This is a genomic window from Sphingomonas sp. UYP23 (genome assembly GCF_054059235.1).
On the sequence record NZ_JBSSBX010000001.1, the window covers coordinates 3090047 to 3110670 of the forward strand.

Sequence of the window (20624 nt, forward strand, 5' to 3'; positions counted from 1 at the left end):
GAGAAAGGAGTCGCGCTCGGTAGAGTGCGGCTCCTTTTTTCGTTTCGGAGCCTTACATGCGCTTTACCTTGCCGCTGATCGCTCTCGTTCTCGCGGCTCCCGCGCAACTACAGGCCCAAAGCATGAAATATCCCGAGACCCGCCGTGTCCCCCAGGTGGACGAACAGTTCGGCGTCAAGGTCGCCGATCCGTATCGCTGGCTCGAGAATGACGTGCGGACCGACGCCGAGGTGGCGAAGTGGGTCGCCGACGAAAATGCGGTCACCAACGCGTATCTGGCGACGTTGCCCGGGCGCGACATCTTCGCCGCGCGGTTGAAGCAGTTGCTCGACTATGAGCGCTTCGGGGTGCCGGTGAAGAAGGGCGGGCGCTATTTCTACACGCGCAACGCGGGGCTGCAGAACCAGGCGGTGCTGAATGTCCGCGACAGCGTGAACGGCGAAGGCCGCGTGCTCGTCGACCCCAACGGCTGGTCGAAGGACGGCGCGACCGCGCTCGCCGAGTGGACGCCGTCGGAGGACGGCCACAAGCTGCTCTATGCGGTGCAGGACGGCGGCACCGACTGGCGGACGGTGAAGGTGCTTGACGTCGCCAGCGGCGCGATCAGCGATCAGATCGACTGGGTGAAGTTCTCGAGCCTGTCCTGGGCGAAGGATGGCTCGGGCTTCTATTATTCGCGCTTCGCAGCCCCCGCCGAGGGCGCCAAGTTCCAGGCGCTCAACGAGAACCAGCAGGTCTATTTCCACAAGCTCGGCACGCCGCAGAGCGCCGACCCGCTGATCTACGCGACCCCCGACCGCCCGAAGATGGGCCACAATGCGCAGGTCACCGACGACGGCAAGTGGCTCGTCATCACGACGCACGAGGGCACCGACAATCGCTACGAGATCACCGTGATCGATCTCACCGCGCCCAAGCCCGCCCCGCGCACGATCTTCAAGGGGCTGCAGAACCAGTGGACCTTCGCGGGCAATGTCGGCGGCAACTTCTACTGGGTTACCAACAAGGACGCGCCGCGGCTGCGGATCGTTGCGACCAACCTCTATGCGCGCTCGGCCGAAGTACCCGAGCATGAGGTGGTGCCGCAGGGCAAGGACGTGCTCGACGGCGCCTCGATCGTCGGCGGCAAGCTGCTGCTGTCCTATCTCGCCGACGTGAAGAGCGAAGTCCGCCGCTACACGCTCGACGGCAAGCCCGATGGTGTCGTGCCGCTGCCGGGGATCGGCGATGTCGGCGGCTTCGGCGGGGACCAGGACGACCCCGAGACCTTCTATGCCTTCACCAGCTTCGCCACACCAACGACGATCTATCGCTACGATGTCAGCACGGGCAAGGCGACGCCGTGGGCGGCCCCCAAGGTCGCGTTCGATCCGTCGCGTTACACGGTCGAGCAGCGTTTCTATGCGTCGAAGGACGGCACCAAGGTTCCGATGTTCGTCGTCAAGCGCAAGGACGTGACCGGCCCGGCGCCAACGTTGCTCTATGCCTATGGCGGCTTCAACATCTCGGTGACGCCCGCGTTTTCGGCGACACGGATCGCGTGGCTCGAGCAGGGCGGGGTGTTCGCGGTCGCCAACATTCGCGGCGGCGGGGAATATGGCAAGCCGTGGCACGACGGCGGCCGGCTCGCCAACAAGCAGAACGTGTTCGACGATTTCATCGCGGCGGGCGAGTATCTGAAGGCGCAGCACATCACCGGGGCGGATCAACTCGTCATCCAGGGCGGGTCGAACGGCGGCCTGCTCGTCGGCGCGGTGACCAACCAGCGGCCCGACCTGTTCGCCGCGGCGCTGCCGGCGGTGGGCGTGATGGACATGCTGCGCTTCGATCGCTTTACGGCGGGGCGCTATTGGGTCGACGATTACGGCTATCCGGCGAAGGAGGCCGATTTCAAGACGCTCTACGCCTACTCGCCGTACCACAATATCCGGCCGGGCAAGCCCTATCCGGCGATCCTGGCCGAGACCGCGGATACCGACGACCGCGTCGTGCCGGGGCATACGTTCAAGTACACCGCTGCGCTGCAGGCCGCCGATCTCGGGCCGAAACCGCGGCTGGTGCGGATCGAAACGCGCGCGGGGCATGGATCGGGCAAGCCGACCGACAAGGTGATTGCGGAGACGGCGGATGCGTGGGCGTTCGCGGCGAAGTGGACCGGGTTGAGCGTGAAGCCGGTCGAATAAGCTCCTAGCCCCTCCCCTTTAGGAGTGTCAGGTGAACCACGCCCCGCGTGGTTCAGGTCAGGCCGGGGGCCTGACCGACCTGACACTGGGTTGGGGTGGGGAAGTGCCGGGTAAAGGCTGTGCCCGTTACAGCCCCACCCCCAACCCCTCCCCTGAAGGGGAGGGGAGCTCGGTCGCGCCCGCGTCTTCGCGCCACACCAATAGCTGATGCCCGTCATGCACTCCCACGACCCGCAGCTCAGTTCCCGGAGCCAGATCAAGCGGTACATCGAACGGGTAATATTGCGCCCCCCAATGCGATTTCGCATCCGGGCCAGGCCGGTTCTCGTAATCGATCACATCGTCGAGCTGCAGCCGGATCCACTGCACGATCCCGCCGATCGGCCCGCCCTGCGCGACGAGCGTCGCCGTGCCATGGTGCGGCTCGCGTGCGGCCTCTCCGGTGAAGTCGAACGACAGCAACGCCGCCGGCTCGCTTTGCAGCGTCAGCGTCGCATCGCTCACCGCAACGTTGCGCGGGACCTGCGTCAGCGCGTTGAAGCCGCCGAGATCGAACCCTGCCACCATCGTCATCCGGTGGTCCTCGGCCGCCGACCAGGTGCCGAGCGCAATCATCACATCGCCGCCCGCCGGGATCATCTGCCCGCCCGGCGCGAGCAGCCGCGTCGCCGCATCGGCAAGCGTCTTGAGCACGCCCTCGGCAAGCAGATTGTTCGAGACGATCTCCGAGACGATCACGTCGGCTGGCCCCTCAAGGTCGGATTCGACATCGAGGTCGGTCGAATTGCCCGTCACCACGCGCACGCGATCGGCAAACCCATTCGTCGAGACAATCTGACGCGCCATGTCGGCGATCGCGGGATTTTCCTCGCATGCCACGACGCGCCCGGCACCGGCGCGCGCCGCCATCATCGACAGCAAGCCGCTCCCCGCGCCGATGTCGAGCACATGCGTGCCCGGCGTCACGGCACGGCGGATCGCGGCGTCGAACGCAGCATTGCGGGGTTCGTCGCGCAACATGTTGAAATGCCAGCGCGGAACGCTCTGGCCAATCAGTTGCTGGGTGCGCGCCGCGACCTCGACATCGTCGGGTTCGTGCGTGCGCGCTGCCATCGCCAGCGAATAGACGCGCCCGCCCAGGCCGATCTTGGCGGCGAGTCCGGCGAGGCCTGCCAGTCTGCGCCCATCGCCCGCTGCGGCGGTGACCATCGGTTCGAAACCGGCGCGCGCGGCGGCTTTCATATACTTGTCGTGCATTCGGCCCCCAAAGCTCTTCCCCCGCCGCGCTCTTCTGCTATCTGGCGGCATGACCCATCCGACCGACTCCATTCTCATCGTCGATTTCGGCAGCCAAGTGACGCAATTGATCGCACGGCGCGTGCGAGAGGCTGGCGTCTACAGCGAGATCGCCCCGTTCACCACCGCAGAAGCGGCCTTTACGCGAATGGCGCCCAAGGGCGTGATCCTGTCGGGCAGCCCGGCCTCGGTGCTCGACGAGGGGAGCCCGCGGATTCCACCGGCGATCCTAGACAGCGGTGTGCCGATCATGGGCATTTGCTACGGCCAGCAAGTGCTGATGCAGCAGCTCGGCGGCAACGTCACGCTCGGCGAGAGCGGCGAGTTTGGCCATGCCGTGATCGAGATTACGGACGACTGCGTCCTCTTCGACGGCGTGTGGAAGACCGGCGATACCCACACCGTGTGGATGAGCCACGGCGACAAGGTCAGCGCGCTCGCCCCCGGATTCCGCCCGGTCGCGGTCAGCCCCGGCTCGCCGATCGCCGTCGTTGCCGACGACGCGCGCAAATATTACGCGACGCAGTTCCACATGGAAGTCGCGCACACGCCCGATGGCGCCAAGCTGATCGCCAATTTCGCGCGCCACGTCTGTGGCCTCACCGGCGACTGGACGATGGCGGAGTTCCGCGCCGCCAAGGTCGCCGAAATCCGCGCCCAGGTCGGCAGCGGTCGGGTGATCTGCGGCCTGTCGGGCGGCGTCGACAGCGCGGTCGCGGCCGTGCTGATCCACGAAGCGATCGGCGAGCAGCTCACCTGCGTGTTCGTCGACCACGGCCTGATGCGCACCGGCGAGGCCGAACAGGTCGTCAGCCTGTTCCGCAATAGCTACAACATCCCGCTCGTCCATGTGAACGCCGAGGAAACCTTCCTCGCTGGCCTCGCGGGCGAGACCGACCCCGAAAAGAAGCGCAAGTTCATCGGCGGGGCGTTCATCGATCTGTTCGAGGAAGAGGCGCACAAGGTCGGCGGCGCCGATTTTCTCGCGCAGGGGACGCTTTACCCCGACGTGATCGAGAGCGTCAGCTTCACCGGCGGGCCGTCGGTGACGATCAAGAGCCACCACAATGTCGGCGGCCTGCCCGAGCGGATGAACATGCAGCTCGTCGAACCCTTGCGCGAGCTGTTCAAGGACGAAGTCCGCGTGCTCGGCATCGAGCTCGGTCTGCCGCAGGCGTTCGTCGGCCGCCACCCGTTCCCGGGGCCGGGCCTCGCCATCCGCATTCCGGGCGAAGTGACCAAGGAACGCTGCGACATCCTGCGCAAGGCTGACGCGATCTATCTCGAGGAGATCCGCGCGGCGGGGCTGTACGACACGATCTGGCAGGCGTTCGCGGTGCTGCTGCCGGTGCGTAGCGTCGGCGTGATGGGCGATGGCCGCACGTACGACAACGTGCTCGCCCTGCGCGCCGTTACCTCGACCGACGGCATGACCGCCGAGGCGTTCCAGTTCCCCGGCGACTTCCTGCCGCGCGTCGCAACGCGGATCGTCAACGAGGTCAAGGGCATCAACCGCGTAACCTACGACTATACGAGCAAGCCGCCTGGCACGATCGAGTGGGAATGAGTCTCCGCAGTTGAGGGGTTTTGACCGCGCGATCGTGTCGCGGTCCGGGGGGAAGCATTTTGACCGGCCTGTTTCGCAAGAAGATCATCCTCCACGGTGACGACCAGCCGGTCGAAGAGCGCATGGCGCGCACGCTGTCCTGGCCGCATCTCGTCGCGCTCGGCGTCGGCGCGATCGTCGGCACCGGTATCCTGACGCTGATCGGCGTGGGCGCCGATCGCGCCGGGCCCGCAGTGTTGCTGAGCTTCGCGATCGCGGGCGCGATCTGTGCATGTGCCGCGCTCTGCTATGCCGAGATGGCGACGATGATCCCCGCCTCGGGCAGCGCCTACACCTATAGCTATGCCGTGCTTGGCGAGGTGGTTGCCTGGGTCGTCGGGTGGAGTCTGATCCTCGAATATTCGCTCGTCGTGTCGACCGTCGCGGTCGGCTGGTCGGGCTATGCAGTGGGCTTTCTGCATGGCCTCGGCATCGATTTGCCGGACTGGGCCACGCACGGGCCGAGCATCGGCGGCGCGTTCGGAATCAATCTGCCCGCAGTGTTCATCATCGCCGTCGTCGCCGGCCTGCTCACGCTCGGCACGCGGGAGAGCGCGCGAATCAATGCGGCGCTCGTGCTCGTCAAGATCGTCACGCTCGCGCTGTTCGTCGCGGTCGCGCTGCCGCATTTCGACCCGGCGAACCTCCATCCGTTCGCGCCGTACGGCTATGGCAGCGTCGCGGGCGATGGCGGGGTGAAGTACGGCGTGATGGGCGCTGCCGCGATCATCTTCTTCGCGTTCTACGGCTTCGACGCGATCTCGACCGCCGCCGAGGAAACCCGCAACCCCGAGCGCGACCTGGCGATCGGCATCATCGGATCGATGGTCGCGTGCACCGCGATCTACATGATCGTCGCCGCGGTCGCGGTCGGCGCGGTGCATTTCTCGGTGTTTGGCAAGAGCAGCGAGCCGCTCGCGCTGATCCTGCGCCAGATCGGGCAGGGCGGCGTCGCGACGATCGTCGCCGCCGCCGCGGCGATCGCGCTGCCGACGGTGCTGCTCGGTTTTCTCTACGGGCAGAGCCGGATCTTCCTCGTCATGGCGCGCGACGGCTTCCTGCCACCTGCGCTGGCGCGGCTCTCGATACGCGGCACGCCGGCGCGGATCACGCTCGTCACCGCGGTGTTCGTCAGCGTGATCGCCGCGCTGACCCCGCTCGACGTGATCGCCAGCCTCGCCAATGCGGGAACGCTGTGCGCGTTCGTCGCGGTCGCGGCGTGCGTGCTCGTGCTGCGGCGGCGTGATCCCGGCGCGCGGCGCCCGTTCCGCACCCCGCTCGCCTGGCTCGTCGCGCCGCTCGCGATCCTCGGCTGCCTCTATCTGTTCACGAGCCTGCAGGTCGTGACGCAGGCGTCGTTCCTGCTGTGGAACGCAATCGGGCTGGCGGTATACTTCGCCTATGGCCGCGCGCGCGCGACGGTCGCGCAGTAACGCGGACTGGTCAGCGCCCGGCGGCGCGCTTATGTCGCGCTCAAAGGGAGCTTCCATCATGTCCGCGACCAAAGAAGGTGGCTCGAACTTCGTCGTCATCGCAGCGCTCGTCGCCAATCTCGGGATTGCGGTCGCCAAGTTCGTCGCGGCGGCGCTGACGGGATCGTCGTCGATGCTGACCGAGGGCTTCCACTCCGTGGTCGACAGCTTCAACCAACTGCTGCTCCTCTATGGCCAGCACCGCGGTAAGCGCCCGCCCGACGAAGCGCATCCGTTCGGATATGGCCGCGAACTCTATTTCTGGAGCTTCGTAGTCGCGATCCTGATCTTCGGGGTCGGCGCGGGCGTCTCGATCTATGAAGGCTGGGAGCATTACAAGCATCCCGAACCGTTGCGCGATCCGCTGGTCAATTACATCGTGCTCGGCGTGTCGTTCGTGCTTGAGGGCGGGTCCTGGTTCTTCGCGATCCGCGAATTCGCCGCAGCCAATCGCGGTGTGAACTGGTGGAAGGCGGTGCGCCGGTCGAAGGACCCGGCAGGCTTCATCGTGCTGTTCGAGGATTCGGCGGCGATTGCCGGCCTGATCGTCGCCGGTGCCGGCGTGTTCCTGAGCCATGCCTATGCCGATCCGCGAATCGACGGCATCGCATCGATCGTCATCGGCGTGTTGCTCGGCGTGGTCGCAGCCTTGCTCGCGCGCGAGGCCAAGGGCCTGCTGATCGGCGAGGGCGCCGACCGCGAGATCGTCGCCAAGGTCCACGCGATCGTCGATCGCCGGCCGCAGATCACCGCGGTCAACCATGTCCGCTCGATCCATACCGCGCCCGAAAGCATATTCCTCGCGATTAGCGCCGATTTCGAGGATTCGCTGACGATGGGCGAGGCCGAATTGCTGATCGAGGACATCGAGACCGAATTGAAGGCGGCCGAACCCAAATTGTCGTCGATCTATATCCGGCCCGAACGCAAGGAAGACGCCGCGCGCTTGCCGGCGCCGCCGGTGGACTGAGGCTCAGCGCGGCGCCGGGACGATCTCGACCACGTCGAGCAAGGATTCGAAGCGCGGCCGTGGCAGCACCAGGCGCCAGCGCTGCTCGCCGATCCGCTCGACATAGCCGGCGAGATCGCGATTGACGTCCTGTCCGTAATTGAGCGGGCGGGTCTCGTCGCCGATCACCATCGTGCCGAGAAACACAGCGCGCGAGGCGGATTCGGGAAAGAGCAGGCCGACCGGGCGCTGCGGTCCCGACACTTTGTAGAGGCTCGACATCGCGCCATCGCGCGTCACGTGGCAATCGACCTCGGGATAGGTCGTGACATTGCGCATCGCGGTGCCGTTGGCGCCGAGCTTGAACACCCGGCAGCGATATGCACCCGGCGGTGGGGTCGCGCCGGGCAGCGCGCGGTCGGGGTCGAACAGCAACGGGTCGGCGGTCAGCGTCCCGGCATTGGCGCTGGCCGAGGCCTTGGCGAGCGCGGCGATCCACGTCTGGCGCCAGCCGCGCAGTCGCTCGCGGTCGTTGGGCGTGGCGACGCGGCGCCAGTCGGTCGTGTCGCTCGACACGCCGATCACCGACCGCGGTTCGATCCGGACTTCGATCGTCTTATGGGCCTCGGCACCGCATTGACCGAACAGCGCGAACGGAAGCGTACACAGCGTAGACCCCAAACCCCGGGCAAATCTCTTCAAGACGATCCTTCTTTCGTTGCGACCGGTATACGCAAGCACAACTAACCACGGCAGTGCTAGGTTGCCAACCGCGCACCGCCGCGGCCAAAAAGCCTGATCAGGCGGCGGTCCAGCCGCCATCGACCGAGAGATTGGCGCCGGTGATCGATTTCGCCTCGTCGCGGCACAGGAACAGCGCGAGCGCGGCGACCTGATCGACGGTGACGAATTCCTTGGTCGGCTGCGCCTCGAGCAGGACGTCGTTCATCACCTGCTCCTTGGTCATGCCGCGCGCCTTCATCGTATCGGGGATCTGCGCCTCGACCAAAGGTGTCCAGACATAGCCGGGCGAGATACAATTCACGGTGATGCCGTAGGTCGCCGTTTCGAGCGCGATCGTCTTGGTCAGGCCGGCAAGGCCGTGCTTGGCCATCACATAGGCCGATTTGTTGGGGCTCGCGACGAGACTGTGCGCCGAGGCGGTCGAGATGATCCGGCCCCATTTCTTCGCTTTCATCAGCGGGACAGCAGCCTGCATCATGTACCAGGCCGAGTTGAGATTAATTTTGATGATCGCCTCGAACTTGTTGGCGGGGAAATCCTCGATCTTGGCAACGTGCTGGATGCCGGCGTTGTTGACGATGATGTCGGGGCCGCCGAGTTCGGCATGGCAGCGCGCGACCATCGCGGCGATCTCGTTGGGCTTGGTCATGTCGGCAGCGTCATACAGCGCCTTGGCGCCGCTCGCCGCCTCGAGCTTGGCGCGCTCGGTCTCGATCGCGGCGGCATCGCCGAAACCGTTGATGACGACGCTCGCGCCCTCGGCCGCAAACAGCTTGGCATATTCGAGCCCGATGCCCGAGGTCGAGCCGGTGACGATGGCGGTCTTGCCCTTGAGGAACATGCGTATCTCCGTTTCGGTCAGGGTAGGGGCGTGCGGTGGACGGTCAGATCGAACGCGGCGCTCTTGCCGGTCTCGATATTCTCGGCGACGAGCCGGGCATTCGCCATCGTCTCGGCAACGGCTTGCTGGCCCGCTTCCCAATGCTCGCGCATCGTGCGCGCCGAAAATTCGAAATCGCGGCTGCCGCCCTCCCACGTGTTGGCGCGGTAGATCAGGTGGACCAGGTTGACGGGATCCTCGCTCGATTGCTTGCGCAGCGCAACGACATCGGGGTCTTCGGCCAGTTCGGGCGGCAGCTTGGCCAGCACTCGCCGCGCGAGTTCGCGATCCTTGCGGATGCGCATCACCTGGTCGGAGACCTGGCGGCGTGCGGCTCGAAAAGCGGATTTCCTTTTCGCGCGCCATCACGTCCATGATGGTGCGCGGGCGTTCGGTCGCAGCGGAGAAGAGATCGACCTGGAAGGCGAGCAGCGCGCCTTGCTGGTGATCGAGCACGTGCGTCAGCGGTGTGTTCGAGACGAGGCCGCCGTCCCACCAGAGCCGCCCGTCGATCTCGACCGGCGGCAGACCGGGCGGCAGCGCGCCCGACGCCATGATGTGGCGCGCGTCGATCATGGTCTCGGTCGTGTCGAAATAGCTGAAATTGCCGCTCTCCACATCGACCGCGCCAACCGACAGTCGCACTGGCCCGTGGTTGAGCAGATCCCAGTCGATCAGCGCGTCGAGAAGGTCCTTGAGCGGCGCCGAGTCATAGAAGCTCAGCGCGCCAGGCGTACCGGGTACGGCGAAGGCCGGCGAGAGCAAGCGCGGCTTGAAGAAACCCGGCACCCCCGCCGCGAGCACGATGCCCGCCGACCATTCGTGGAGAAACTCACGGATTCGATCGTCGGGGAAGATGGGGAAGCTCGGCAGTGCCGAGGTCACCTTGTCCCAGAAGATATTGAGTCGCTCCACGCGGCGATCGGGCGGGTTGCCCGCGACGATCGCGGCGTTGATCGCCCCGATCGAGATGCCCGCGACCCAATCGATCTCGATCCCGCTCGCCGCCAGGCCCTCGATCACGCCCGCCTGGTAGCTCCCCAGTGCGCCGCCGCCCTGCAGGACGAGCGCGACGCAATCGGGGAGGGGAAGCGCCTTGGCGTGACGTTTCGGACGGACTGTGCCTGCATCTGCCATGCGGCTCGACATGCGCGAGTTGCCGTAGCGGATCAACGACAGTTTGATGAAACCCGTGTCATCCGGCGGCGGATCGGAGGCAACAGCGGCTTGCAACAAGCGGGCGCGCGAAGCATTCAGCAGAAAGCGGCAACGACCCCGGGACTGATCCAATGCGCCTCGACGATTTCGACCCCAACATCAATGTCGAGGACCAACGCGGTCAGGGCGGCAGCGGCTTTGGCGGCTTTGGTGGCGGAGGCGGTGGCGGCGGCTTGCTGCTCGGCCTGCTGCCGATGGTGTTCAGCCGCTTCGGTTGCGGCGGCGTCGCAATTCTGCTCGCGGTGCTGTTCTTCTTCGGCGGCGGGCTCGGGATGCTCGGCGGTGGCGGGACCAGCCAGCGCTCCGCGCCGACCGAACAGGTCGGGCAGCCAAGCTTGGGAAAGAGTGTCACCGCAAGCTGCACCGCCGATGCGGCAAGCAAGGTGGCGTGCAACGCGTTCAGCTCGGCCGACAAGACCTGGGCGTCGATCTTCCAGCGCGAGGGCAAGACCTTCCAGCGGCCGAAGCTCGTCTTCTATGGCGGCAGCGGTCGTTCGGGCTGCGGCGCGGCGCAGAGCGCGATGGGGCCATTCTATTGCCCGCGTGATCAGGGCGTCTATCTCGACACGAGCTTCTTCGACGAACTCGGCACCCGCTTCGGCGCGAAGGGCGATTTTGCGCAGGACTATGTCGTCGCGCATGAATTCGGCCATCACATCCAGAATCTGCTCGGCACGTCGGACCAGGTCGCCGCGATCCAGCAGCGTGGCAGCGAAGTCGAGGGCAACCAGGCCTCGGTCAAGCTCGAGCTGCAGGCGGATTGCTATGCCGGCGTCTGGGCCGCGCAAAACAAGGACCGGCTCGATGCCGGTGACGTCGAGGAAGGCATGACGGCAGCGCAGGCGATCGGCGACGATACGCTGCAGAAGCAGTCGCAGGGCCGCGTCGTTCCCGACAGCTTCACCCACGGCACTTCGGCGCAGCGCATGGCGTGGCTGCGCAAGGGCATGGACAGCGGCGACCCCGCGCAGTGCGACACCTTCTCGGGCGCACTGTAAGCCCAGGTCAACAAAAAGCCCCTCTCCCGGTGGGAGAGGGGCCGAGGAGCGGCGCGACGGAAGGGGGGCGGGCTTCCGTACTCTGCGCCACCTTTCGCGCGGCTGGCCCCGCTCCCGCCGGGAGCAGGGCGCCTCGCGTCAATAGGTCCGCGTATTCTGGCCGAAACCCTGCGTCCCGGTCGCGGTCTTGTCGTCGCTCTTCTCGTTCCGGTGCGTGCCGTCGTCGTTGAAGAACGCCTGATTGCGCTCCTCGTCACGCCAGTGCGCCTTTGCGTCCTCGGCCGTCTTCGATATCGTCACCTTGTCGGCGACCGACTGGAGCCAGCGCGACGGGATCGAGTGATGCCGGCCACCGGCATCCGCGTCGGTCTTCGTCAAGATGATGCGGTCGCCACGCACCTTGTCGACCGTGCCGACATGCGCGCCGTCCGACCCGACGACTTCCATATGCTCGGTAACCTGGCCGAGCGAGCCGCGCTGCGTCTGGCGCTGGGAACGCCATGAGCCGAATTCGCTGTCGAACTTGGTCCGGTTTTCCTGGCGATACTCGTGATAGTCGCGGTCGAGCGCGTCGATCTGCGAACGGCGCCAGTCGCTATAATGGTCATCGCTGGGGTGGCCGGAGCGCTGCTCGTCGTAGCGGGCGTCGAGATCACGGCGGCGATTGGCGTCCTCGTCGCCGAACCACGAGCGAACCTCGTCGCCGGCACGGTCGAAGAAGCCGCGATCGTCATAATCATAGCCCTGCGGCTGGCGACCATAGCCCTGTTGGGCACGATCCTGGCGACCGCGATCCTGCTGGAAGCGATCATTGGTGGTGCCGCGGTACATGTCGGAGCGACCATAATCGCGCGCGCCGTAGCGATCGTTTTGGCCGCCGCTTTGGGGGTAGCCATCGCGGCCATAATTGCCCTGGCCCTGATAGCCATGGTCGCGGTTCGAGCGCTGCTGGCGGTCCTGCTGATCGTCGGCATTATAGCGGTCGCGCTGGCCGAACTCGTCATACGCGCCCCATGGCTGGGACTCGCGGCTACCATAGGAATCGCGGTGCGAGCCGTAGGAATCGCGGTTGCTCGAATCTCGCCCATAACCCTGGCGCTGGTCGCGATCGTCATATCCACCCGAGTTGCTGCGGGGATAACGTTCATAAGCCATGATATCGTCCTCCTGAGACGGTGACGCCGCGCCGCACGATCTGCCCGTGTCGGCGGGGCTGTGGGTACAAGCGCAGGAGATCGCCAAGCGTTCCGGGGCTCGGGCGCAACGCGGCGGCATATCATCGCACGGCGGCTACGCTTCGTCGCAAGCCGGTTATCGTGGCGGAAAATCCGGGAGTTGCATCGCCCGAAAAGCCCCGCTAAGGCGGCATTCCGCCTACAGGCTGGGCCGGGCGTGGTGCGGGGCTGTAGCTCAGATGGGAGAGCGCTGCAATCGCACTGCAGAGGCCAGCGGTTCGATTCCGCTCAGCTCCACCACGCCAAGCCAAGCCAATCCAAGCTTTGAAGTTGAGGATACTGTCCGCCTAGTGCGGATCGATTGAAGTCTCATTGCGGTAAACGCAATGTAGTACATGCTTCCAGTTTGAATTGCGCCGCGGGGATCAGCTTTTGTGCCTAACTGGTCATTAAAATGCCAAACCGTCCTGTCTCGGCCGCGGCGTTTAGAAAATCGCTAGCGAATCGCCCGGATACGAAAGGCCGAAAGCCTAAACGCTAAATTGACAATATTCGGCTATTGCGGTCGGCTCGATGGACGCCACGAGAGGGTCGTAATGTGTTAGGGTGGCTCTGTCGCTTCGATATCCACCGTTGGCTTCGGAAGTCGGCAACAGCGCGGCCGCTAACTATCGTCGCGCGATGTGTCCGCTGTGGCAAGGTGCGAGTTACGCGGACCAAGCGGTAGCGCTCGCGAAGGTTGATCGGCAGGGCGCATCCGGCAATCGACGTTCCCGGAACAGTGGGGCCAGTTACCCCATCGCTATCGCGCGTCGCCGCCCAGTCGCGTCAGGGCGAAAAAGCCGCCTTCTCTGCGGGATGCAAGAGGCCGACGACTGTGAGTACGGTGATAGCCCAAGGGTTGAGGTCCGCGGGCAATGCAGCAGGAGCGAAAGACGATACCGCTTCGACTTCGAGGTTTCGTCTGAACGCAAATGTTACGTCGCTCACGATCACGACGTCGGTCGCGACCGGTACACCGGAGAAGGGGCGATGAATGGTTGTACGCCACTGCGTCTCACCCCAGCCGAACAGTCCGATCTCTTCGCGCAATTCACGTAACGCCGCCGCAATGGGCTCCTCCGTCGCCCGACGCCCGCCCCCCGGCAGGCACCAACCGTCGGTATAGGTCTGCCTGACGAAGAGCAGCTCGCCGTCGGGGGTATAGGCCAGCGCCGCCGTGGCAAGCCGAGGGCGGCCTCGCCACCGCCAATACCGCTGCCGTACCCCATCGGCAGTTTGCATCATCAATCTCAAAAGGCCAGCCAGCATTGGCTGACCCTAACGCTGCAAAAAACCTGGTGCAACACACCGCACCAGGCTGAGCCTCTCGGCTGGAAAGATGACCAAACGGCCCTGCTTCATTGTACGACGAAGTGGCTAAGCCGACCGTCTTTTGTGGGTACGAGACGAGAGAGCTTCGGTGAGGATGTACGTGCGGCGGCATGGATGCCATTGGGTTCATGTCGACGATGCCACCCAAATCTGTAGCGACCAATCTGTTTCGATCCAAACGACACTACCCCGCGTAAGATGGCAATCCGCGCGCTCCGGCAAGCGACCATATGCCCTTCTCCCTTGGTTCGCTTCCGCAATTGTAACCCCGGTATGTGGCGGCGCCAGATCCTTTGACGGCTTTCCCACTTGCCTACTTTGTTATCCAAACTTCGATTTATATGGATCTAATAAATAAGGATAAAATGAAAAATTATGCAAATAGAAACCCAGGTACAGCGTTTTAGGCTGAAGCTTCATTCTGTAACATTAAAAATTTTTCATCTCTTATGCCTCATAATAGCTTTGCCGATATCGGGTCACTTCGATAATACTATCGCTTGATAGTGCGTGTGTCCAAAGGCTATAACGATGCTTGCTTCAGCTAGGCGTATAGCGGTCCGCGCGCCTTCGTATGCGACATATGCACGAGAGCGGCCCGGATGGGTTTTCCTCATCGTGTTCGGGCGATTGAAATGGGCGCGTTGGATCGAGCGCAAGCTGCGGACGAAGCCTACGCTGCAAACGCCGTTGCCAGCTAGCAGCGACGTCGATTCTCCGGACGCCGATATCGTCACGCGCCGCTTGCACAGCGATGGCGTCTGCGAGGGCTTCTCGCTGTCCGCGGCGACATTTGAGGAAATCCGGACGTTCGCCAATGAAAATCGCTGCTCCTCACGGGACGCAGACGGTATGAGCTTCCTGCCTCAAGACGTTGCCGGGGCCAATCACGAGCGCTCCAACGACATCCTCGCCGGCTACTATTTCTCGGCGGTCGAACGCTCCGACGCTGTCAATAGACTGTTGGTCGATCCGCGTCTTCTCGCCGTAGCGCGCAATTATCTTGGTCAGCACGCAAAGAATATTCGGGTCCGGCTATGGTGGAGTTTCCCGGCGAGGCGCTTCGACGACGGTGATCTGCGCAGAGCCGCCCAGGACCGTTTCCACTTCGATTTGAACGATTGGCGAACGCTCAAATTCTTCTTCTACCTTACAGACGTCGATGAGGTCTCCGGGCCGCATCTCTATATTCGCGGCAGCCACCGGCATCGCGGCCTGCGCCACCAATACACGCTTTTTCATGGGCAGGAGCGGGGTGCCCTCGAATCCTATTATGGGCTCGACATGTTTACATCGATTACAGGGCCTGCCGGCAGCGGCTTCTCGGAGGATCCTTTTGTCTTCCACACCGGCACGGTCGCACGGTCGAGCCCGAGGCTCATTCTCGAACTCGAATTCGGCCCCTATGATCCGAGTCCCAGTTACCGCTATGGCGTGCTCGGCTGATTTGCACGATCGGGCAGATGTGACGGCCCTCAAGCAGCCGATACGCCGTCGATGGGTGTGTCCGCACTGCAGCGCGAGCTGTTCGGGGCTTTGCCGATCTGGCAGTCCGCACATTGACGCAAAAAGGGCGCAGCAGTCGGATAGGATCCAGCCAATCAAGGCGCACGAGTTGGATCCGCGTCGCGTTTTGCTAGTCGTGCGAAAACGCCTGCGCGTCGAACCTGTGCATTTGCAAGACCATGCCGACACGACCGCCATGCGCTAAGACACCGCGCACCTGACGGTCGATCGACGCAGCGAAGGCATTCCCGTCCAGGACATTGCTAGCTGCACTCATCGGGGATCTGCGATCCGAGCGGGGACGACACGCCCGGCCTTCATCACTTCCTGGGGGCGCAGTGGCCTAGCACGCTCCGCGGGCTTGAGGTATCGATGGTTCGACCGCAGGGCGTCGGGCGACGGATGGTTCGAAGGAGTGACGTCAACGTGATCGAGATCGAGCCGCGAGCGGTCACGATGCGGTTTTGAATCCTATACGACTGTCTATATCCCCGGACAATCGGCGGCGGAGAACGCTGGTATCGCAACCTGGCGCTGGCGCTGGCGCGCGCTGGCCACGACGTCACCTATCTTACGCTCACACAGTGGGACGCGGGCAACGCGCCCGATCTGCCCGGGGTCCGCGTGGTAGCGGTCGGACCGCGCATGCCGCTATATCGCAACGGCAAGCGCCGCATCTGGCCCCCAATCCGCTTCGGGATTGGCGTGTTCTTCCATCTACTGCGCCACGGCCGCCGCTACGACCGCGTCCATACGGCATCGTTCCCCTTTTTCTCGCTGTTGGCCGCAGCGGTGTTGCGCCCCATCGGCCGGTTCACGATCGCGGTCGACTGGCTCGAGGTCTGGAGTAGGGGCTATTGGGACGAATATCTCGGTAGGCTCGGCGCGGTGGGCTGGTGCATCCAGCGGCTGTGCGCCAAGGTGCCGCAGACTGCCTACAGCTTTAGCGCACTGCATCGTTCACGACTCAGTGAGATCGGTCTGGAAAGCGTTGCTGTCTTGCTGACCGGCCTGCACACGAGCAGTAACTACCGCAGCCAATCAGAAGCCGCGACGCCCGCGACTATCGTCTATGCAGGGCGGTTCATCCCCGAAAAGCGGCTATCGCTTCTGATCGACGCGCTGGCCGTGGCGATGGAACGGCACCCGGCCCTTCGCGCCACCTTGTTCGGGCAGGGGCCTGATCACGCCGCGATCTCCGCAAAGATCGCCCGGCTCGGCCTCAGCGAATGGATCGCGCTGCCTGGGTTCGTCGACCAGTCGGTCGTTGAGGACGGCATGGCCGGGGCAACCGCGATCGTCCAGCCGTCGGCGCGCGAGAGCTATGGCATGGGCGTGGTCGAAGCGAGCGCGCGAGGCGTTCCGGTCGTCGTCGTCGTCGGGCCAGACAACGCCGCGGTCGAGCTCGTCGAGCCCGGCGAGAACGGGTTCGTCGCGGCGGACGATACGCCCGCAGCGCTTGCCGAAGCGATCATGGCCTGCGACCGGGGCGGGCCGGCGCTGCGCGCGGCGACGCGCGAATCGTATGCGCGCAACCAAACCCGGCTTTCGATCGAAGCCTCGACCGAAAGAGTCCTTGCCGACGCGGTGGCGGCGTTCCAATCCTAGCGCCGCCCCGTGACGAGCAGGCAGGATTGCTGACCTGCTGCCCGTTTCCTGGACCGTTTTGAGCTGGAAAATTCCAGTTTAGGATTGAGGGTCAGTCGATGGAGTGAGCGATGAAAAGATCGAAGTTCAGCGAGGCGCAGATCGCGTTTGTGTTGAAGCAGGCCGAGGACGGCACGACGATCGGCGAGGTGTGCCGCAAAGCCGGGATCAGCGATGCGACATTCTATGCCTGGCGCAAGAAATACGCCGGTTTGATGTCATCGGAGATGCGGCGATTACGCCAACTCGAGGATGAGAATGCGAAGCTCAAGCGGTTGGTGGCCGACCTGAGTCTCGACAAGGCGATGTTGCAGGATGTCGTCTCGCGAAAGCTCTGAGGCCTGATCGGCGGCGTCAGCTCGTCGACGACATCCGGGGCATCTGGTCCGTCAGTATCCGACGGGCGTGCAGCGTGCTTCGGGCGGAGCGATCGAGCTACCACTATCGTGGACGCCGCGCGGATCAGGCCGACCTAAAGAAGCGGATGCAGGAGATCGCTGAAACGCGCGTGCGTTACGGCTATCGCCGGATCCATGTGCTGCTCCGGCGGGAGGGTTGGGACGTGAACGCGAAACGTGTTTATCGGCTTTACAAGGAGTTGGGGCTGCAGCTGCGACAAAAGCCACCGAAGCGCCGGGTGAAAGCGAAGCTAAGAGAAGGACGCTGCGCGGCGTCGTGTTCGAATGAAGTATGGGCCATGGACTTCGTCCATGACCAACTCGCCACGGGATCGAAGCTACGTATCCTGACGGTGATCGACACGTTCAGCCGGTTCTCGCCAGCAGTAGTGCCACGGTTCAGCTTCCGGGCGCCTGACGTGATCGCCGTGCTGGACCGGGTCTGCGGCGAGGTCGGCTATCCAGCCTCCATCCGGGTGGATCAGGGCAGCGAGTTCATCTCCCGAGACCTCGACCTGTGGGCGTACATGCGGGGTGTCGTACTGGACTTCTAGAGGTGGCTCCGCTTGTCTGAACAGGCTCGCGGTCTGGATAAGTGGACTACCGCGGGTTGATCATGCCGCTGCGAGAAGCGGCTGGTCGAAGTATACCTGGTCCGGTGTTCTGGCGCCAAGGGCTGAATGTGGCCGGACGCCGTTATAAAATGCGAGATATCGACCGATGCCGGCGCGGGCTTCGGGAACCGAGGCGTAGGCATTGAGGTACACCTCTTCGTATTTCACCGAGCGCCACAGGCGCTCAACAAACACGTTGTCCCGCCAGCACCCTTTGCCATCCATGCTTATTGCTATCTCTTCGCGGTGCAGGACGGCGGTGAAGGCCACACTGGTGAATTGCGAGCCTTGGTCGCTATTGAAAATGGAAGGCTTGCCGTACCGTGCGAGCGCTTCCTCCAACGCAGCGACGCAGAACGCGACATCCATCGAAATCGACACTCGCCAGGCCAGCACCCGTCGGGTGAACCAATCGACGATAGCCACCAGATAGACGAAACCGCGAGCCATTGGGATGTACGTGATATCCGTCGCCCAGACCTGGTTCGGCCGGATCACTGCCAGCTTGCGCAGCAGGTACGGATAGATCTTGTGCCCCGTCGCCGGTTTCGACGTGTTCGGACGGCGGTAGATCGCCTCGAGCCCCATTCGCTTCATCAGCGTCGCGACATGCCGTCGCCCGATGACCACGCCTTCCTGCCGGAGCAGATCGCGCAGCATCCGGCTGCCGGCGAACGGATAGAGCAGATGAAGCTCATCGATCCGCCGCATGATCAACAGGTCGGCCGGCGAGACAGGCCGCGGGAGATAGTAGATGCTGCCGCGGCTGATCTTGAGCTGCTGCGCTTGACGGGCCAGCGGCAGCTCATGGTCACGGTCGATCATCGCTTTGCGCTCGGCAACAGACCGGCCTTCCCGAGCGCACCGGCCAAAAAATCGTTCGCCAGCGTCAGCTCGCCAATCTTTGCGTGCAGCACCGTTATATCGACCGCTGGTTCGCTCGCTGCCGGCACCGCTCCGAACACGTCTGACGCCCCCTCCAGCAGCTTGGACCGCCACTGATTAATGAGGTTCGGGTGCACCTCATACTCCTGCGCCAGTTCGGCCAGCGTCTTCTCGCCTCCCACGGCAGCCAGCGCCACCTTGGCCTTGAATGCCGGGCTGTGGTTCCGGCGGGGTCGCTTGCTCATCTTGCCTCCTCTTCGCGGCCAGCATGGCCGCTCTCAGATCGGCAATCCACTTATCCCCGCTGTTCAGATTCCTAGAACCACCTCTTTCTCGCGGCCTGGCACGCCGACGGACAATGCGTTCATCGAGAGCTTCAACGGCAAGTTCCGGGCGGAGTGCCTGAACCAGCACTGGTTCATGAGCCTCGACGACGCGGTCGGAAAATGCGAGACTTGGCGTAGAGACTATAACGAGGTGCGACCACATAGCGCGATCGGCAATAAGCCGCCGATATCGCTGGTGAACCGGTCAGCGGCACATGGCCCGCCCTGGCCGGCAGGAACTGGATGACGCCCAGCCGGGTGGTCCAAGAATGGGTAGCAGCTCACTTCGGGGTCGGACTCTAGCTTCAACTGGACGAAAAAAGGGGGTCACGTCAACGCGACCCAAGGGTCGATAGCTCTGACGCACGCTCGACAGGTGAGTGGCAAGCGCGAGGATCGCCGATAGATGGCCAGTCGTGAACAAGAAGCCCGCCGCGATCGTCCAGCTTGTGCCGAACGGCGTCTCGCCGTGCATCATACCCAGCAGATGCGCGAGCGCGACAAGCAGCACGACGCCCGCGAGCGCCATCGCCGCTCCCCCCGGTAAGGCAAACAGCCAGGTCGGGCTTAGCATGAAGAGATAGCGCAGATGTCGCCAACCGTCGCGCCACGGCCGGAGATGCGGCGGCCGGTCGCGCAGGTCGGCGAGCAGTCTGGCGGGTGCTTGGGTGATCCTCAGCCGTTTTAGCGCGGCCTCGATCACCATTTCGCTGGCGAATTCCATGCCGGTACCAGTAAGCCCCAAGCGCAAGAACGCATCTTTGCGGATCGCGCGCAAACCGCAATGCGCATCGTCGATCCTTGCGCGGAACAGGAAGTTAAGAAGGCCCGTAAGTAAAGGATTGCCGATATGGCGGTTCTTCCACGGCATCGCACCGGGCGCGATCCCGCCCAGGAAGCGCGATCCCATGCACAGATCAGCGCTGTCCTGATGGAGCGAGCGGATCATCGCCACGCCGTCAGTGAAGTCTTAGCTGCCGTCCGCGTCGCCCATCAATACGTAGCCGCCAAAGGCCGCGCTCGCGCCGCCGTTGAGCGCGGCGCCGTAGCCGCGTTCAATGACTGCGACGACGCGGGCGCCGAGACCCACGGCAAGCGTCTGGCTGCCGTCGGTCGACCCGTTGTCGGCGATAACGATCTCACCCAGCAGGCCGAGTTCGTTTTCAATCGCCGCGAGAGCGACTCGCGCATTGGCGATGCAATGCGCAAGGCAGTCTACCTCGTTGAGACACGGCATCACGATCGTCACGTCGATCGTACGATTTGCCATGATTGCCGCTTCGAAATCCGCTGTTCGTTCGCTGCGCATTCGCGTTATCCCGGCTGAAGACGGACCCGCTCTAGGCAACGGAC

At 64.1% G+C, this 20624-nt stretch carries 15 protein-coding genes, 1 tRNA gene and 3 pseudogenes; 10 read left to right on the top strand and 9 right to left on the bottom strand.

Translation table 11 applies throughout. From position 1 onward, the window contains the following. The first annotated feature begins 56 nt into the window (after positions 1 to 56). A complete protein-coding gene (locus ACVWYO_RS15325; RefSeq protein WP_457352211.1) occupies positions 57 to 2183 on the top strand; it encodes a prolyl oligopeptidase family serine peptidase in 2127 nt (708 codons plus the stop codon). Between the two features lie 126 nt (positions 2184 to 2309). Here ACVWYO_RS15325 and ACVWYO_RS15330 read toward each other — a convergent pair whose 3' ends face one another. Next, positions 2310 to 3440, bottom strand: coding sequence for a 50S ribosomal protein L11 methyltransferase (locus ACVWYO_RS15330; protein ID WP_457352213.1), 1131 nt, complete (start codon positions 3438 to 3440; stop codon positions 2310 to 2312). A gap of 49 nt (positions 3441 to 3489) precedes the next feature. On the opposite strand from ACVWYO_RS15330, the gene guaA reads away from it, so the two are divergent. From guaA to ACVWYO_RS15345, 3 genes are all read left to right on the top strand, one after another. Then, complete coding sequence (guaA, locus tag ACVWYO_RS15335) at positions 3490 to 5046, top strand: glutamine-hydrolyzing GMP synthase (RefSeq protein WP_457352215.1); 1557 nt, start codon at positions 3490 to 3492, stop codon at positions 5044 to 5046. Between the two features lie 122 nt (positions 5047 to 5168). Further along, positions 5169 to 6518, top strand: coding sequence for an amino acid permease (locus ACVWYO_RS15340; RefSeq protein ID WP_457355012.1), 1350 nt, complete (start codon positions 5169 to 5171; stop codon positions 6516 to 6518). 58 nt (positions 6519 to 6576) lie between these two features. After that, complete coding sequence (locus ACVWYO_RS15345; RefSeq protein WP_457352217.1) at positions 6577 to 7527, top strand: cation diffusion facilitator family transporter; 951 nt, start codon at positions 6577 to 6579, stop codon at positions 7525 to 7527. Between the two features lie 3 nt (positions 7528 to 7530). Here ACVWYO_RS15345 and ACVWYO_RS15350 read toward each other — a convergent pair whose 3' ends face one another. From ACVWYO_RS15350 to ACVWYO_RS15360, 3 genes and pseudogenes are all read right to left on the bottom strand, one after another. Beyond that, positions 7531 to 8208, bottom strand: coding sequence for a DUF4893 domain-containing protein (locus ACVWYO_RS15350; protein ID WP_457352219.1), 678 nt, complete (start codon positions 8206 to 8208; stop codon positions 7531 to 7533). Positions 8209 to 8305: 97 nt separating this feature from the next. Beyond that, entirely contained in the window at positions 8306 to 9091 is a 786-nt protein-coding gene (locus ACVWYO_RS15355; protein ID WP_457352221.1) for a 3-hydroxybutyrate dehydrogenase, read from the bottom strand. Between the two features lie 17 nt (positions 9092 to 9108). Next, positions 9109 to 10267 (bottom strand): annotated as a pseudogene (locus ACVWYO_RS15360) (patatin-like phospholipase family protein). Between the two features lie 152 nt (positions 10268 to 10419). Here ACVWYO_RS15360 and ypfJ point away from each other — a divergent pair. Further along, positions 10420 to 11346: a KPN_02809 family neutral zinc metallopeptidase gene (gene ypfJ / locus ACVWYO_RS15365; RefSeq protein WP_457352223.1), complete on the top strand. Its 927-nt coding sequence runs from the start codon at positions 10420 to 10422 to the stop codon at positions 11344 to 11346. 138 nt (positions 11347 to 11484) lie between these two features. Here ypfJ and ACVWYO_RS15370 read toward each other — a convergent pair whose 3' ends face one another. Then, positions 11485 to 12501 (bottom strand): DUF2171 domain-containing protein, encoded by a 1017-nt coding sequence (locus tag ACVWYO_RS15370; protein WP_457352225.1) that lies wholly within the window; start codon positions 12499 to 12501, stop codon positions 11485 to 11487. Between the two features lie 244 nt (positions 12502 to 12745). Between ACVWYO_RS15370 and ACVWYO_RS15375 the strand changes: the two genes are divergently transcribed. Beyond that, positions 12746 to 12821: transfer RNA gene (locus ACVWYO_RS15375), tRNA-Ala, on the top strand. A 528-nt stretch (positions 12822 to 13349) separates the two neighbouring features. On the opposite strand, the gene ACVWYO_RS15380 is transcribed toward ACVWYO_RS15375, so the two are convergent. Beyond that, entirely contained in the window at positions 13350 to 13832 is a 483-nt protein-coding gene (locus ACVWYO_RS15380; RefSeq protein ID WP_457352227.1) for an NUDIX domain-containing protein, read from the bottom strand. Positions 13833 to 14426: 594 nt separating this feature from the next. Between ACVWYO_RS15380 and ACVWYO_RS15385 the strand changes: the two genes are divergently transcribed. The 3 genes and pseudogenes from ACVWYO_RS15385 to ACVWYO_RS15395 form a co-directional block, all read left to right on the top strand. After that, positions 14427 to 15341 carry a phytanoyl-CoA dioxygenase family protein gene (locus ACVWYO_RS15385; protein ID WP_457352229.1) on the top strand — a complete coding sequence of 305 codons (915 nt, stop codon included), beginning with the start codon at positions 14427 to 14429 and terminating at the stop codon, positions 15339 to 15341. Between the two features lie 558 nt (positions 15342 to 15899). Beyond that, positions 15900 to 17009, top strand: a complete 1110-nt coding sequence (locus tag ACVWYO_RS15390; protein ID WP_457355014.1) for a glycosyltransferase — start codon at positions 15900 to 15902, stop codon at positions 17007 to 17009. A gap of 110 nt (positions 17010 to 17119) precedes the next feature. Further along, positions 17120 to 17997 (top strand): annotated as a pseudogene (locus ACVWYO_RS15395) (IS3 family transposase); the annotation flags it as partial. Between the two features lie 63 nt (positions 17998 to 18060). Here the strand turns inward: ACVWYO_RS15395 and ACVWYO_RS15400 are convergent. Beyond that, positions 18061 to 19190, bottom strand: a protein-coding gene (locus ACVWYO_RS15400) for an IS3 family transposase (protein WP_457349017.1) whose coding sequence is annotated in 2 segments (ribosomal slippage) — positions 18061 to 18929 and positions 18929 to 19190 — 1131 coding nt in all. Because the reading frame shifts where the segments join, the coding sequence is not laid out codon by codon here. A gap of 76 nt (positions 19191 to 19266) precedes the next feature. Between ACVWYO_RS15400 and ACVWYO_RS15405 the strand changes: the two are divergent. Continuing rightward, a pseudogene (locus ACVWYO_RS15405) lies at positions 19267 to 19518 on the top strand (integrase core domain-containing protein); the annotation flags it as partial. Here ACVWYO_RS15405 and ACVWYO_RS15410 read toward each other — a convergent pair. Together ACVWYO_RS15410 and ACVWYO_RS15415 are read right to left on the bottom strand one after the other, a co-directional pair. After that, a complete protein-coding gene (locus ACVWYO_RS15410) occupies positions 19477 to 20220 on the bottom strand; it encodes a hypothetical protein (RefSeq protein ID WP_457352230.1) in 744 nt (247 codons plus the stop codon). The pseudogene ACVWYO_RS15405 and the gene ACVWYO_RS15410 overlap by 42 nt on opposite strands. A gap of 21 nt (positions 20221 to 20241) precedes the next feature. Next, positions 20242 to 20520 (bottom strand): glycosyltransferase, encoded by a 279-nt coding sequence (locus ACVWYO_RS15415; protein WP_457352232.1) that lies wholly within the window; start codon positions 20518 to 20520, stop codon positions 20242 to 20244. Between the last annotated feature and the right edge of the window lie 104 nt (positions 20521 to 20624).

Excerpts from the sequence above, each read along its gene's own strand:
- ACVWYO_RS15325 (WP_457352211.1), top strand. The coding sequence starts at position 57 with ATGCGCTTTACCTTGCCGCTGATCGCTCTCGTTCTCGCGGCTCCCGCG.
- ACVWYO_RS15330 (WP_457352213.1), bottom strand. The coding sequence starts at position 3,440 with ATGCACGACAAGTATATGAAAGCCGCCGCGCGCGCCGGTTTCGAACCG.
- guaA (WP_457352215.1), top strand. The coding sequence starts at position 3,490 with ATGACCCATCCGACCGACTCCATTCTCATCGTCGATTTCGGCAGCCAA.
- ACVWYO_RS15340 (WP_457355012.1), top strand. The coding sequence starts at position 5,169 with ATGGCGCGCACGCTGTCCTGGCCGCATCTCGTCGCGCTCGGCGTCGGC.
- ACVWYO_RS15345 (WP_457352217.1), top strand. The coding sequence starts at position 6,577 with ATGTCCGCGACCAAAGAAGGTGGCTCGAACTTCGTCGTCATCGCAGCG.
- ACVWYO_RS15355 (WP_457352221.1), bottom strand. The coding sequence starts at position 9,091 with ATGTTCCTCAAGGGCAAGACCGCCATCGTCACCGGCTCGACCTCGGGC.
- ypfJ (WP_457352223.1), top strand. The coding sequence starts at position 10,420 with ATGCGCCTCGACGATTTCGACCCCAACATCAATGTCGAGGACCAACGC.
- ACVWYO_RS15370 (WP_457352225.1), bottom strand. The coding sequence starts at position 12,501 with ATGGCTTATGAACGTTATCCCCGCAGCAACTCGGGTGGATATGACGAT.
- ACVWYO_RS15380 (WP_457352227.1), bottom strand. The coding sequence starts at position 13,832 with ATGCTGGCTGGCCTTTTGAGATTGATGATGCAAACTGCCGATGGGGTA.
- ACVWYO_RS15385 (WP_457352229.1), top strand. The coding sequence starts at position 14,427 with ATGCTTGCTTCAGCTAGGCGTATAGCGGTCCGCGCGCCTTCGTATGCG.
- ACVWYO_RS15410 (WP_457352230.1), bottom strand. The coding sequence starts at position 20,220 with ATGATCCGCTCGCTCCATCAGGACAGCGCTGATCTGTGCATGGGATCG.